The sequence below is a fragment of the Paenibacillus sp. J22P169 genome (genome assembly GCF_059691995.1).
This window is the reverse complement of sequence record NZ_JCAUAO010000001.1, coordinates 813891-828663: the sequence shown is the minus strand read 5'-3', so window position 1 is coordinate 828663 and position 14773 is coordinate 813891. Positions and strand designations below refer to the sequence as shown.

Genomic DNA, 14773 nt, shown 5'->3' with positions numbered 1-14773 from the left:
CAATGAAAAAGAAAACTTCGATACAGTTTTATTTCGCATGTGCGATTATCGTTTTCATTGTATTATTAGCGACATTCGGCGGGATGGTTAAGCCCCATGGTCTTATGAACGCGGATAAAGTCTACTTGATAACGAAACTAATTGACGGCAAAATGATTTACGAAACGCCTCCTCTTCGTCCGAATGCAACTTATCTTCTAGGGACCGACCACAGGGGATTCGATATGTTGAGCTTGCTGCTGAACGGATTTAAATATACATTGGTGTATGCCGCTTTATTAACGGCATTAAGATTCATTTTCGCTGTGCCGCTTGGCATGTGGTCGGGGACGACGGGGAGAGGAGGAGTCGCGTTGCGTACCATGCAATGGGTCATCTCTGCCGTGCCAGCATTCTTGTTTTTGTATCCACCGCTGGTCGGCATTTACTTCAAACTTGGCTTGAACGAGGTAGACAAAGCGAATCCTCACAACTTGATGCTGTTTACGATCATTTTTATCATCATGGTAACTGTTCTAGGCATCTTTCCTCTCGCATACCAGATCGCTGAAAGAGCCCGTTTCTACAATTCGAAACCATACGTCGACGCATCCCGGTTGATGGGTGGCTCGTTATTTCATAGGATCATAAAGCACATTTTTTTAAGTATGAGACTTGAGTTGCTTTATATAGCGATAAGCGAATTCATCATCGTACTCTTCCTTATGGGACAATTGGCGATTTTCAATATCATCATCGGCGGTTCAGAAACGTTGGTGACTGGAGATAAATTGGGGCCAGATAAAGTACCCTATCTTATTTATCTGACGACTACCGGCGAGTGGACCTCGTTGATCGCATACGGAGCGAAGTATATCCAAGTCTATCCTTTTATCGTTATTGAATCAGGAATTGCGTTCGCTCTCTTGATTCTTTCCCTGCAATTCTTCCTGTATCAATTCAAGAAGCGGACGTATTACCAGTAATATCGAAAGTGGATATCCATTGAAAATATTCACTCTTTGTGAACACGCCAGAAGACAAGCATAAAGGCGATCAAATTGATATTCGTTCCAACGATCCAAAGCTGCAAACACTAACATTGAATCAAATTGAACAAGCGCTAGGAAAGCCAGTGGATACGAAGGTAAACGGGAATGACATGATTTATATTTATAAAGCATCCGATATGTTTCAGCTTAAATTTATTATTCCCAAATCAACCGGAAAAGTAGACCACATTTCTGTTTTTGATACCAAGCACTTAGTCAATAACATGGCTAGATAAGGTAAAAAAATCAAAGGGGTTCACCCCTTTGATTTTTTTATTCTCCCGATGTAAGAGGAAAAGAATATATATGTATAAAGATCCGCGAGCAGCGCGGTTTTTTTATTTTAAGGATGTAAGTTCTTGACTTTTTCGCTAGACATTGCCACGGTTGAGTTAGAGGCATAATATTACACATAAAAGGAGTGTCATGAGATCACAATGGCATTATATAAGGAATAAACAAAAAGTCATCTTAGAAAAATGAACCTAGTTTAAGTAAGGTGACATGGCAATTATTAAGAAAAGACAGCAGAGCAAAACGTGTCTATTTGCAAGTAAGTAACAGCAGGATACGATGATATCGCCGGCATCTCAGCAGGCTCACATTTGGAAAGGGTGAACACAACATGGAGGAAAGAGGGACGGTATTAATTAAGAAGCGAAGCCAGCGTAAGCCAATTCCAACCAAGCCGATTCCGTCGACATTCCGAGGCCGGTTGATACGGGATAAACATTTGTATCTGATGCTTCTTCCTGTGATCGTATTTTATCTGTTATTTAAATATGCTCCGATGGCTGGCGAAATTATTGCCTTCAAGGATTACCGATTCGCCGACGGCATCTTCGGCAGCAAGTGGGTAGGGCTTAAACACTTCACAAGCTTGTTCCAAAGCATCGATTTTTGGAGAGTATTAAGAAATACTTTGCTGCTCAATGTGTACAGCCTTGTTTTTGGATTTCCGGTACCCATACTACTAGCGCTTCTGCTTAATGAGGTACGCAAGGAGTGGTACAAAAGGACTGTTCAGAATCTGCTGTACTTGCCCCACTTCATTTCGTGGGTTGTTCTTGGAGGCATTTTCATTGCTATGCTTTCACCTAGCACGGGTGTTGTCAATATGGTGCTGACCAAGGTGTTTGGCATCGAACCTATTTATTTCATGGCTAGCTCTAGCTGGTGGCCTGTTGCCTACACGTTATCAGGTATATGGCGGGAAGCGGGCTGGGGCACGATTCTATATCTGGCTGCAATGGCATCGATTGATCCGCAGCTATACGAGGCGGCCAAGATGGACGGCGCATCGAAGCTGCGTCAGATTTGGCATATTACATTACCGGGCATTAGAAGCACAATTGCTATATTGCTTGTTCTCCGTATGGGGCACATGATGGATGTGGGACTTGAGCAGACACTGGTCCTCCAGAATATGTCTGTCTTGGACGTTGCGGATGTAATCAGTACATACGTCTACCGTGTCGGTTTACAGAATATGAACTACAGCTATACGACGGCCTTAGGGTTGTTCCAATCCGCAGTTGGCTTGATACTGGTCGTAGGCGTAAACAGATTGACTCGAGCGTTCGGAGAACGGGGGTTATGGTAGTAATGCAAAGTTTATACAGAAAGCAAAGCCTGTTATCCCGTCTAGGGACGTCAGCTAATTATGCGATACTTGGCATTCTTTCCTTAATTGCTTTATACCCGTTCTGGTATGAGGTTGTATCCTCCTTCAGCAGCAGCAGAGCTATTACAGCGGGCGAGGTAACATTGTTGCCGGTCGAATTCAATACAGAGGCATATAAACGCCTTTTCCAGGATGGGCAGCTCTTTGTTGCGATGTGGAATACGGTGCTGGTAACCATAGTCGGCACAGTGCTCAATATGACACTTACTTTACTGGCTGCATACCCACTTTCCAGACGAAGACTAATGGGACGTAATGGACTGCTCATTTTCATCACCTTCACGATGCTGTTCGTTTCGGGTGTAATTCCGAATTTTATACTCGTTAAATCACTAGGACTTATGGATACCTATTGGGCGTTGTGGCTTCCTTCATTAATTAGTACGTACAACATGTTTGTGATGAAAACGTTCATGGAGGGTTTGCCGGAAGAAGTGGAGGAATCAGCTTCTATCGACGGCGCTGGGGATTGGCGGATTTTGATTCAAATCATTTTACCATTATGTAAACCGATCATAGCGGCTATCTCACTCTTTTATGCGGTAGGCTGGTGGAATTCATACTTCAATGTATTACTCTACGTTACCAAAACAACCAAACAAACCTTAACACTAAAGCTCTATCAAATGATCCTGCAGGTTGATCAGAATCTACTAGATCATGCATCCGGCAGCGAGGGCGTTGCGGAGATGACGCTTACTCCAGAAGGGATTAAAGCGGCTGCGATTGTCATTGCAGTCACACCCATTCTGATCGTGTACCCGTTTTTGCAGAAGCATTTTGTCAAAGGTGTCTTGATTGGATCAGTCAAAGGCTGATATCTTGGGACAAATAGTCCTTGATATATACCACACAATATTTAGGGGGATGGAACCAATGAAAATGACTAAACATACGTGGAAACCAGTTCTTGCAGCAAGTATGTCTTTAGCAGTACTAGCTGCTTGCAGTTCGAATACAACGTCAGATGGTGGCAGTTCAGCAAATCCGCAAGGAAGTGCAGCTCCTACGGCAACAGCGGCAGGTCCGAAGAAAGAAATCAGCATTTCTGCATTTGATCGTGGAACAGTAGCCTCAGAGGAGGGCAGCTACGAGAGCAACCGTTGGACGAAGTGGATGAATGAGAATTCGCCCGCTAAGATAAGCTGGATCCCAGTGCCTCGTGCACAGGCTCAACAAAAGCTGAGTACCCTGGTGGCTTCCGGGAGCGCACCTGATCTCATTTGGGAATATGACCGTAACTATATTGCGCAATTGGCTAACCAAGGGGCTATACAACCGATAGATAGTTTTATCGAGAAGTATAGCACGACTATGAAAAAGTATCTGCAGGAGCATCCTGAGCTCAAATCAGCATCGACGATTAACGGCAAAATGTATGCGGTCACCAGCAGCCGAAGCATAGACGGAATTGCCAACCATGGGATGTGGATTCGTCAAGATTGGTTGGATAAGTTGGGCTTGAAGACGCCAACGACAACGGAAGAATTGATCGAGGTGGCCAAGAAGTTTAAGGAAGCGGATCCAGACGGTAATGGTAAAGCAGATACAGTGCCTATTGTGTTTAATGGGAACGGTGTACAAATCATTCGATCACTCTTTTCCGTTAATGAGAATCAATGGTATTTGGAAGAGGGCAAGCTCAAGTTTGGCAGAACGTTGGATCGTTACAAGGATTCTATTGCCTATCAGAAAACATTATTCGATCAAGGTTTGCTAGATAAGGAGTATATCACCGATAGCAACTTCCAACGCGCTCGTCAAATGTGGACAACTGGCAAAGCAGGTATTTATTTTAGTTCATGGAATATGCAAAACGAATATATGGATCTTAAGAAAAATGTACCCGATGCCAAGATGGTTCCTTTAGAGCCTGTAGCGAGTAAGTATGGGAAAACTGGATTATATCAAGAGCTTCCAGCAAATATTTTGGTAACCTTTAACAGTAAAATGAAAGAGGATAAAATCGAATCCGCTGTTAAATTCCTCGATTGGATGATGGATAAAGGGGATATGGCGATGAAATATGGCGAGGAAAATGTCCATTTCAAGCTAATAGACGGCAAGATCCCGCAAGTCATTGATGCAGACAAATCCCGTAAGGAAGTCTCTTATGCAGGTGAGTATGCGATTGTAACCGATTTTAGCCTGAAATCCGATTGGTTCCCGATCATGGCTGCTCAGGATCCACTCTCCCAGGAATATGCCAAATTGAAAACACAGTCGCTAGATGTGGCACTCAAAAACAAATACCGCAGAGACATAGCCTTTAGCCCGGATATTCCGGAAGTAAGCCAACTGATCGCCACGTTCCATCCGATTGCTACGCAAATCGAGGTGAAAGCCGTAACCGGAGGCAGTGCATCAACCCCAGAGGCTGCAATGGATGAGGCTCGTAAAGAGTGGAAGCGTCTTGGCGGAGATAATGTGGAGAAGCTTGCACAAGAGTGGTATGAGAAGAACAAAGAGTTCTTGAAATAATCCGTGCACGCCCAATATGTTTAAATGAATCTGCGGGAAGGCTGCATGCTTTTAAAGTAGGCAGACCTTCCCGTCTTTGTTCTACAAACCCAATGAGAGGATTGTTTCACTTGAGCGTAAATGAGATTAGTCTTGATCACAAAGCACTTCTGATAAAGGCCATCACGGTCAAAGAAAGCGAGTATGATTCTCAGGTTTGTATGCTTCGTCGTCCTTTTCATAGCCCTGGGTATCATACTACGCTAACGGTGAAGGATCACCCGATGACTCATCCGACTTATGCATCACTGCTCTATGCGGTTGGCTTGCTAAATACGGAAATGAAGGAATATGAACAAAGGGCTTATGATATCTTTGGCCGCCTCTTATCCTTGCAGGATCGTAATCCTTTAAATGAAACCTATGGCATATGGCCTTGGTTTTATGAAGAGCCACTTACTCAGATGGCTCCTCCGGATTGGAACTGGGCGGACTTTTGCGGCAAGGAACTGCTACTTGCCGTACTTCGTCACGGTCACAAGCTGCCCGGAGAGCTGAAAGATCAGATCCGGGAATCGATAAGCTTTGCATGTGACGCGATCATCAAACGGAATGTAGGACCGCACTATACGAATATTGCGATCATGGGGGCATTTGTGACCTTGATTGCTGGTGAGCTGTATGATCGGAAGAATTATGCTGACTATGGGTTGGAACGGCTGGAAAAGTTGCAGCGTTATACAGTAAATCTAGGTACATTTCAAGAATACAACAGTCCTACCTATTCTATCGTTGCTATTGTGGAGCTGTCTAAAATTCGGAAGTATGCCCTCAATTCTCGTGCAAAGGACATCGCCGCCGAATTGTTAGATAGGGTCTGGCGAATGGTGGTAGAGCATTACCATCCGGCGTCCCAGCAATGGGCTGGTCCGCACAGTCGCAGCTATCATACGTTACTTACAAATAAGGTCAAATCCTTCCTGCAAGTGGCAACAGATAATAAGCTGGTTTTCTTTGACGCTGACGATTTGGACTATGATGAGGAGTGGTTTGGCAGCGAAATCCAATGTCCGAAACCATATATTGAGAAATTTACACGAATAGAGGCACTTGATCTTAAGGAGCCTTATTATCGCAATGAGGAGACTGGATTCGTTAAATGGGCGGAAACTTACCTAACGCCGAAGTACGCGATTGGTGTGTTCAGGAAAGAGATCATGTGGAATCAAACAAGAGGGATGGTCGCTTATTTCGATAATGGCGGACAGCCTACTTATTTGCAAATGCGCTGCTTACATGATGGTTATGATTATTGCTCGGCCGTTCTCAGTGTTACAGCCAGCCGCAGCCATATGCTCTTAGGTGTAAACTTTCTGACGAACGGCGGGGATACACACCCGAATTTGGATCGTATTCAAGGCCGTATAGAAGCGACTGATTTTCGAATTCGAATGGAATTTGGCGGTTGCTTAGAGCGTATGAGCATTGAGCACGAAGGCTCTGTAGCACTAGTGCAGATCGACGGACTGCCTCTGCGTTTCGAAAGCTTATATGCTTCCTTTGAAGGTGCTGAAAAGAACCAGCGGCGCTGCGGCGATACATACGTATTTTCCGCAACCACCAGTTGGGACTGGGAATGGAGCAAACAGGGAGACACATATGGACTTGATCTGGTTATTTACGCAGGCGAGCGGCAGACAATAGACTTCCAAACTATGGACAAAGCTGCATTTTTATTCATGTTAGCTATAGGTGACTCGGTAAATGACTGGCCTGTGATTCTCATTGAAGAAGAAGCTGAGCAAGTGACAGCGAGTTATGGTGACAATCGTGCAGACGGCTCACAGCAACAGTTGTCGATTTCCTTGAAGCCAAATGACAAACATCCGAACTAGCGGACACAAAAAAGGAAGGAGCTCGCCAAATATATGACGGTCTCCTTCCATTTTTTCCATTCAAGGAAGTGACCTATTCATGGATCAAGTTACATCTTTTAAGGCATTCTCATTTGCGTCGTTGAATTGCACTCGTGCAGCGTTGGATCGAAAGAAATGCCACGTCCGACAAAAACTGTCTATTGTGATTACAACATCATTTGATAAGGTTATTCTCATCATGCGATAGAACTTAAGAAAGGAGTGGAGGTGAGAGTACGTGTGACTTCGTTGTATGCAATAAATCGATTATCTAAGCAGGCTATTCAATAGGGAGAAGGGAGTTCTATAATGCTTAAAAAAGTATGTCCTATCATCTTAGCAATGTTACTGTTTATTCAAACCATAGGTATGGCATCGACTTTCGCACCTATCGCGCATGCGGCTGAGTCGGATGTGCCAAAGATACTGAGTGGTAATACATTAGGCCATTTGTTTCCGGAAAATACACCGGTAATGGATACTGGAGCTATATATAATTGGCAACAGGAAGGGCTTTATGCAACGGATCCCGGACTTGTCGCTGCAGATCCTGATGATGCGGCTCACATGACGGACGGTTCTGTAAGCGTTGTCAGCTCAACCTATAGTCAATTAGGAGAAGCTCATGGAACGCTGGTTTATGACCTGAGTGCGGTATACCGCGTATCCGCCCTGCAAGTTTGGTCCGAATTCACGGAAACAAGCGGTTTAAAGCAGGTTGAAATTTATGCAAGTCTCGACGGTGTGAATTACAACCGCGTTGCAGTTACCGATAGCACATACGGAGATGACGCAGGTATTGTTCCGGTGACCAGCAGCATCAAGCCTGCCCCATATGCCAGATATGTGAAGGTCATCCTGCACAAAAATCCGTCTAAGCTCAAGATGAGCATAGGAGAAGTGGCGATATGGGGTAACGCTGCGGAAACGCCGGCGATTCTAAGCAATAACCAGTTAAAAGTTGGCGGTCACTATGCCATAGGTATGCCAAAGCTGGATACAAAGGCAACCTATAAATGGAGCACTGAACAGCCTTTTGTGACTCAAGCTGGTTTAATGACGAGCGACAATGAAGTCGGCGCGAAGAATGATGGCAGCGTCAGCGGTTTGCCTGATCTAATCGATGGTTCGAGCACAGAGCAAACGGCAGATACGGTAGCCAGTATGGCAGCAGGATCCCAAGGGCAATACGGTACGGTAACTTTTACATTAAATGATATGTATCAGATCGGGAATATCGATGTGTGGTCCAAAGCAGACAGCGGTAACTTCATGGACGGATATGAGGTTCTGTTAAGCGTCGATAATGTCAACTATTTCTCCAGCGGATACACCGCCAATCCCAACAGCCGATATGAAAGTGGCATGGTCAATACCCCTTCCTACGGCATCCCCGGCAAGCATGCGAAATATGTAAGAATCGTGATGCACAATGCTAACGACTCTGACCGACTCATTGCGGGGGAGATCGCAATCTGGGGCTGGAAGCTGTATGATGCGACGCTTGCCAAGAAAGACACCCCAGATCAGGTCGAATTCACGACCTATGTGAAAAATTACAATACGTTGTATTTGGATTGGTCTGCGTATAATGCCGTAGTTAACAAGGTCAACAAATACAGCATCTATATTCGGAAGAGCGACTTTACAACAACAAATCAGCTTTCTGCTTATGTGACAGCCGATAACGGATCTGTCGAACAGAAGGGGAAATTTCTGCTCATTTCTTCTTTGGAGCCAGAGACGACTTATTACATTGCGATAACTCCGACGAGCACTGCCACGGGCGAACGCAAGGATGTCAGCACGGTCACAATTACCACACCGAGTGTACTCGGCGGGGAGAAGGTCGGGGACATCTTCGCTATTAACGATACGCCTTATGGCGGAGGCAACTATGTTCAGCACGGGAGTAAAGAAGATGAGAACATCATCCGCAAGCTTATGTTGACGAGAGGCATCGAAGGGATTAACTTCAACCGTTGGTGGGTCCATGATTCTTGGGTCAAAGCGTTCTCCAATAAATACGGGGTTGGTTTCCATACGTTCTACCATGGTCCTCAAGATGTTCCGATGGAAAACAAACAAGGAACTTGGTCCTTCTCCACGGTAAATGAGCCTGACTTAAAGGGCACTAATCCTTCTGCACTGGCCCTGCAGTTTAAGCAAAACCACGAGAGTTTGAAGGCGGTGGACGGTCGAAATTTACTGGTCGAGCCTGCTCTTGGCGGAACTGAGCCGTCAAGTATGACTTGGCTTGAGAACTTATATAAATCAGACGGGCTAAATGGGGCTTTAGTGAAAACCTATTTTGACGTACTTGATGTTCACCCCTACGTAAAAAACCATGAAGGTAGCTTACCTGGACTCATCCCAGGCGCGCCGGAAATGCTGATTAAGAAAATTGAAGACATCCAAGCACTGAAGGCCAAATATGGCGATCAAGAGAAGCCAATTATTTTCACGGAGCTAGGATGGAGCACCTATTCCGGAAGCAGTTATCTTCGTCCAGTAAACCGAATCACACAGCGCGACTATTTGGCTAGAGCCTATATGCATGCGATTGCTGGCGGAATAAAGAGAATGCATTGGTACGATTTTCAGGATGACGGACTCGATGCGACTAATCTAGAGCATAACCTGGGACTCATCGACTGGAATGGCATTCCGAAACCAAGCTATTATGCCTACTATACGATGTCTAAGGTACTGAAGGACGCCAAATACGTAAGAGCTCAGCCTAACGTCGAACACCCGTACTATGGATATGAGTATTGGCATGAAGGGAAAAATCAGTATATCACATCGCTCTGGGCGGCGGATGAATCTACCAAAACAGCGACCTTCAAAACGAAGGACACCGGGCTTACCGTTGTGGGTATTGACGGAAGCTATACTTATTTGCCGGTTATCGATGGAAGTGCAAGCTTAACGATTAATGGTGCACCTGTGTTTATTTACTCAAGCACGGGCGTGGAGATTTCGTCCATTGATGATTCGTTTGTGTTAAAGACTCCCTCGGTGGATGTTAGACGTGGAGAGGTTATCCACACTGCGATCAATCGATTCGGAATGGGTGCAGAGCTGGATGGAAGGTTGGAGCTAATCGGTCCATCCGCTGAATGGAAGCTGGAAGGCGACGTGAACTTTACAGCGGGAACAACGGCCATTCCAATTGCTATTCCCGTTCCGCTTAACGCGGAAGAGAAGGTCCAGGAGCTTACGCTCCAAGTGATCTCGGGGAATTCGCTGATCTCATCTGTGAAATTAAAGGCCAATGTGCTGGAAACAATCAAAGTCCGAATGATGCCTGAGATTGCTGTACCTGGGCAATGGGACCAATGGAATGCGGCAATTTATGTGGAGAATGCGACTCAGGACAAAGAGCTTAACGGCACGATAAGTGTTACCGAGGCTGTCTATTTGGTCTTAGAACAAAGCAGCCAGATTGCTTTCAATGGGCTATTGCCCGGGGAAATCAAGAAAATAACGATTCCGATCATCGAGCTTCCGGAGCAAGCGAGAGCCAAGTTAAAGCTCACGGTGGAGCTGGATAGCGGATTTACAAAGCTCGTGGAAAGACCATTTAATTTTGTAGCAGCTGTGAACGACCAGACGGCGCCGATCATAGATGGCAAGTTGACAGAGGCAAGCTGGCATAATGGCATGCCTATCGTCATCAATCGAGCGGATCAGAATAAGAACATCGCCAATTGGGGCGGTGAGCAGGATTTAAGCGGTAAAGGCTATCTGAAGTGGGACCGCAATCATCTCTACTTCGGTATGGAAGTTCAAGATAATATCCATGTTCAAAAAGGAACTGGCGGCGACATGTGGCAGGGGGATAGCATACAGTTCGCTATTGATACGGGAAGAGTTAACGGCATTGGCAGCGCGGAAAACAACGAGTTCGGTATCGCGCTAGGAGAACAAGGCCCGATGGTCTGGAGATGGTTGTCAGCTAACGGTAAACAGACAGGGGAGATGACGACTGTGCAAGGAGTGGTTACTCGCAGCGGCAACGCCACCACCTATGAGCTTGCAATTCCGTGGTCAGAGCTGTTGCCTGAAGGCCAATCGCCACAGGACAAAGACAATTTCGGGTTTTCTATGTTGATTAATGAGAATGATGGAACTACCAGACGCGGTTGGCTTGAATACATGAGCGGAATTGGTTCCAGCAAAAATACGCAATTGTTTGAAGATTTGATTTTCACCGAAATCGCTGCGCCAGAAGTGCGGGTAACAGGGGTTACAATGGACCCAATGACTGCATCATTGAATCTGGGAGAAACGACCGTCCTGAACGCGACGCTTCTTCCTGGTAACTCAACCAACAAACAAGTGCACTTTACATCGAGTGATCCAGCTGTGGCAAGCGTAGTCCAAGAGGTCTATGGTCTGCAAGCAATCATAACCGGTATGTCAGCAGGTACGGCAACGATTACCGTAACGACAGACGATGGTGGCTATACGGCGAGCAGTACAGTGACAATCAAGGCACCTGTAACAGACGGCAAGGTGCAAGTAACGGGAGTTACAATGAACCGTTCGACCGTAAATTTGAAAGAGGGTCAAAAGATTTCCCTGAACGCAAAAGTCCAACCTAGCAATTCAAGCAACAAGAAGGTCCGCTTCACTTCGAGCAACCCGGCGGTTGTAAGTGTTTCTCAAGAGGTCAACAAGCAGCATGCAACCATTACTGGCATGTCAGCGGGTACGGCGACGATTACCGTTACGACTGATGATGGCAGTTATACGGCGAGCAGTATAGTAACCGTTAAGGCACATTCAAAAGGTGATGACATGCCTTCTGCAGCTGCTTCCGACGAAGCTATGCCGATCTTGTACGACACATTCCAGAGAGGAGCTTTGCCATGAGATTTATGAAAAAGAGCGGTTCTCTTGTTGCATTTGCTAGTCTGCTCGGCTTGCTTTTCGTTTTTATCCCATTGGGAAATCAGACCGTTAAGGCAGACACAGGTGAGAAGGTTCTAAGCGGAAATGTGATCGGAGGGGCACTCTTTCCTGAGGGTACAGCGGCAATTGCAACGGGAGCATCTTATACCTGGTTGACTGAAGGGATTCATGCAACATATCCGGCTCTGATCGCTTCAGATGACACCGATGCGCCGGATATGACCGACGGTTATAATGGTCCTGACGACAATACAAGCAGTACAACGGGGAGTGCGGAAGGCTCAGCCGTGTACGGAACGCTAATATACGACTTGAAAACCGTCTATAAGGTATCAACGGTGAAAGTATGGGCCGATACGGATAATAACAGTCAAATGAAGAATATCGAGGTGTATGCCAGCTTCGACGGAGTGACCTACAACCGGGTGGGAGCTGCAGACAATGCGAAAGTGCTGGGCTCAGGTTTTGCCCCCGTTACGCTTGCCGTCAAGCCTGCCGTTTATGCCCAATATATCAAAGTCATTATGCATAAGGAACTGGCCAAGGAAGTCATGAGGTTGGGGGAAGCAGCTGTTTACGGCGAAGCTGTGGAGCCTATGGCTATCTTGAGCAATAATTATTTGAGGTCTTCCGGCTATTATTATAATACGTCCCTTCCTAAGATTGCGACCGACGCATCCTATGAGTGGTTGACCGATCAACCGTTCGTTACAGATGGGGATTTAATCAAATACGATAACGATGGCTCCAAGAATGACACGGTAGGAGGAGCACCAGACTTAATCGACGGTTCCAGTAAAGAATCCGACGCTGCTTCTACGACCAACTCGATCTGGGGTTCGAAAGGAAAGTATAGTGCTGTTGTTTTCAATTTGAACGATGTGTATCAAATCGGGAAAATCGATGTATGGACATTGGCATCTGGCGGCAATAAATTCATGGACGGGTATGAGGTTCTCGTTAGTACTGACGGCGTGAACTATACGTCTCTCGGTTATACTCCTAATGCGAGCAGCCGGACAGCGAACGTGATCGTGAATACACCAGGCTACGGCGTTCCAGGCAAGCATGCGAAATACGTCAAAATTATTATGCATAATGCGAATAATTCAGAAATCCTAACGGTCGGAGAAGTGGCGATCTGGGGCTGGAAGCTGTACGACTCTACTCTTCCTAAAAAGACGACGCCTGATCAAGTTGAGTTTACTGCGGAACTCAAAAATTACAGCACGCTATATCTGGACTGGTCCAGCTATAATAGTGTCGTCAACAATGTGACCAAATACGGCGTATATCTCGAGACCACTCCTTTTGCGAGTACGGCAGGGTTGACGCCGAAATTCACGGCTGAGGCCAAGTCACTTGAACAGATCGGTAAATACTTATCCTATTTTGCTTTGAAGCCGGATACCACCTATTATGTAGCCGTAACCCCCTCTCATTCAACCGGTGGAGAGAGGAAAGATGTTGAGACATTAACAATTACCACGCCATCTGTGCTTGGAGGGGAAAAGGTCGGCGATATATTTGCCATCAATGATGCCCCTTACGGTGGAGGGAACTATGTGCACCATGGCGAGACGGAAGATGTTTTCCTGATGACGAAATTGCGTCTTTTAAGAGACCTTGGAGGAATCAATAAGAACAGATGGTGGGATCACAGCAGTGCTATGAAGACGTTGTATGGCAAAAGCGGACTTAATTTCCACTACTTTTATCATGGCCCAGGCAATGTTCAGTCTGATAATAATGGGGGCGCCTATACGTTCTCTACTTACAATGAACCTGATCTTGCCAAAAGAGATCCAGCTGCTGCAGCAGCTGCGCTCAAGGTAAACCATGACAGCTTGAAAGCAGTCAGCAGCAAGAGCTTACTTGTAGAGCCGGCTCTCGGCGGCATCGATCGATTAAAAGCGGATGAGGGCTTAAATTGGCTGGATGCCTTGTATAATTCCGATGGACAGAACGGCGCATTGGTGAAAACATATTTCGACGTCATGGATGTCCATCCTTACGTTAAATATGAGTATCCTGCTGTTCCAGGCCTGGAACAAGGTGCACCTGAAAAGCTGCTCCAATCATTTCAGGATTTGAAAACCGTCATGGCCAGCCATGGTGATGGAGAAAAGCCAATCGTAGTTACCGAGCTAGGCTGGAGTACTTATACAGGCGGAAGTTACCTAAAAACGGTGGATCGATCCACCCAAAGAAATTACTTGGCTAGAGCTTACATGCACGCCATCGCAAACGGAATCAAGACGATGCACTGGTATGATTTTGCAGATGACGGTACAGAGACCAACAATTTGGAGCATAACCTAGGACTGATCGACTGGAACGGTAAACCAAAAGAGAGCTATTATGGTTACTACACATTGATTAGGGTACTTAAGGACTCGACATATTTGGGTGTAGTATCCAATGTGGCCAATCCATATTATGGGTATCAATTCTGGGACGAGAATAAGAACAAATACATCACATCTTTATGGGATGCGAGCTGGAAAACAACGAGCAGCCCTTCCCGCACAGCGCAAATTGCGACATCTGATCCAGGTGTAATGATTGTTGGAATTGATGGGAGCTACAAATATATGGCTGCCGTATCAGGAGTTGTTAGCGTGCCTCTGACTGGAGCGCCAGTGTTTATCTACTCCCTTGCAGGCGTAACTGTAAATTCCATCAACTGATAGCAAGTCCATATTTTCCCTACCGGACAGTCGTGTTAATGGTACAATAGGAACAAAACAATGCGACCGAAC

The 14773-nt window shown here is 45.9% G+C and carries 8 protein-coding genes; all 8 read left to right on the top strand.

What is annotated here, in order from left to right; all coding sequences use genetic code 11:
• Nucleotides 1-2: 2 nt before the first annotated feature.
• The 8 genes from AC58QG_RS03985 (at nucleotide 3) to AC58QG_RS03950 (ending at nucleotide 14701) form a co-directional block, all read left to right on the top strand.
• Entirely contained in the window at nucleotides 3-965 is a 963-nt protein-coding gene (locus AC58QG_RS03985; RefSeq protein ID WP_497360807.1) for a hypothetical protein, read from the top strand.
• Between the two features lie 38 nt (nucleotides 966-1003).
• A complete protein-coding gene (locus AC58QG_RS03980; protein ID WP_497360806.1) occupies nucleotides 1004-1267 on the top strand; it encodes a YjgB family protein in 264 nt (87 codons plus the stop codon).
• Between the two features lie 389 nt (nucleotides 1268-1656).
• The gene (locus AC58QG_RS03975; protein WP_497360805.1) at nucleotides 1657-2634 is read left to right on the top strand and encodes an ABC transporter permease; all 978 of its coding nucleotides are present in this window, start codon (nucleotides 1657-1659) and stop codon (nucleotides 2632-2634) included.
• Nucleotides 2628-3533: a carbohydrate ABC transporter permease gene (locus tag AC58QG_RS03970; RefSeq protein WP_497360804.1), complete on the top strand. Its 906-nt coding sequence runs from the start codon at nucleotides 2628-2630 to the stop codon at nucleotides 3531-3533. Before AC58QG_RS03975 ends, AC58QG_RS03970 begins: the two co-directional genes overlap by 7 nt.
• A gap of 58 nt (nucleotides 3534-3591) precedes the next feature.
• The gene (locus AC58QG_RS03965) at nucleotides 3592-5196 is read left to right on the top strand and encodes an extracellular solute-binding protein (protein ID WP_497360803.1); all 1605 of its coding nucleotides are present in this window, start codon (nucleotides 3592-3594) and stop codon (nucleotides 5194-5196) included.
• Between the two features lie 110 nt (nucleotides 5197-5306).
• Entirely contained in the window at nucleotides 5307-7070 is a 1764-nt protein-coding gene (locus AC58QG_RS03960) for a DUF8769 domain-containing protein (RefSeq protein ID WP_497360802.1), read from the top strand.
• A 330-nt stretch (nucleotides 7071-7400) separates the two neighbouring features.
• Entirely contained in the window at nucleotides 7401-11972 is a 4572-nt protein-coding gene (locus AC58QG_RS03955; RefSeq protein WP_497360801.1) for an Ig-like domain-containing protein, read from the top strand.
• Complete coding sequence (locus AC58QG_RS03950; protein ID WP_497360800.1) at nucleotides 11969-14701, top strand: discoidin domain-containing protein; 2733 nt, start codon at nucleotides 11969-11971, stop codon at nucleotides 14699-14701. Before AC58QG_RS03955 ends, AC58QG_RS03950 begins: the two co-directional genes overlap by 4 nt.
• Nucleotides 14702-14773 lie beyond the last annotated feature (72 nt).

Excerpts from the sequence above, each read along its gene's own strand:
- AC58QG_RS03985 (WP_497360807.1), top strand. The coding sequence starts at position 3 with ATGAAAAAGAAAACTTCGATACAGTTTTATTTCGCATGTGCGATTATC.
- AC58QG_RS03975 (WP_497360805.1), top strand. The coding sequence starts at position 1,657 with ATGGAGGAAAGAGGGACGGTATTAATTAAGAAGCGAAGCCAGCGTAAG.
- AC58QG_RS03970 (WP_497360804.1), top strand. The coding sequence starts at position 2,628 with ATGGTAGTAATGCAAAGTTTATACAGAAAGCAAAGCCTGTTATCCCGT.
- AC58QG_RS03965 (WP_497360803.1), top strand. The coding sequence starts at position 3,592 with ATGAAAATGACTAAACATACGTGGAAACCAGTTCTTGCAGCAAGTATG.
- AC58QG_RS03955 (WP_497360801.1), top strand. The coding sequence starts at position 7,401 with ATGCTTAAAAAAGTATGTCCTATCATCTTAGCAATGTTACTGTTTATT.
- AC58QG_RS03950 (WP_497360800.1), top strand. The coding sequence starts at position 11,969 with ATGAGATTTATGAAAAAGAGCGGTTCTCTTGTTGCATTTGCTAGTCTG.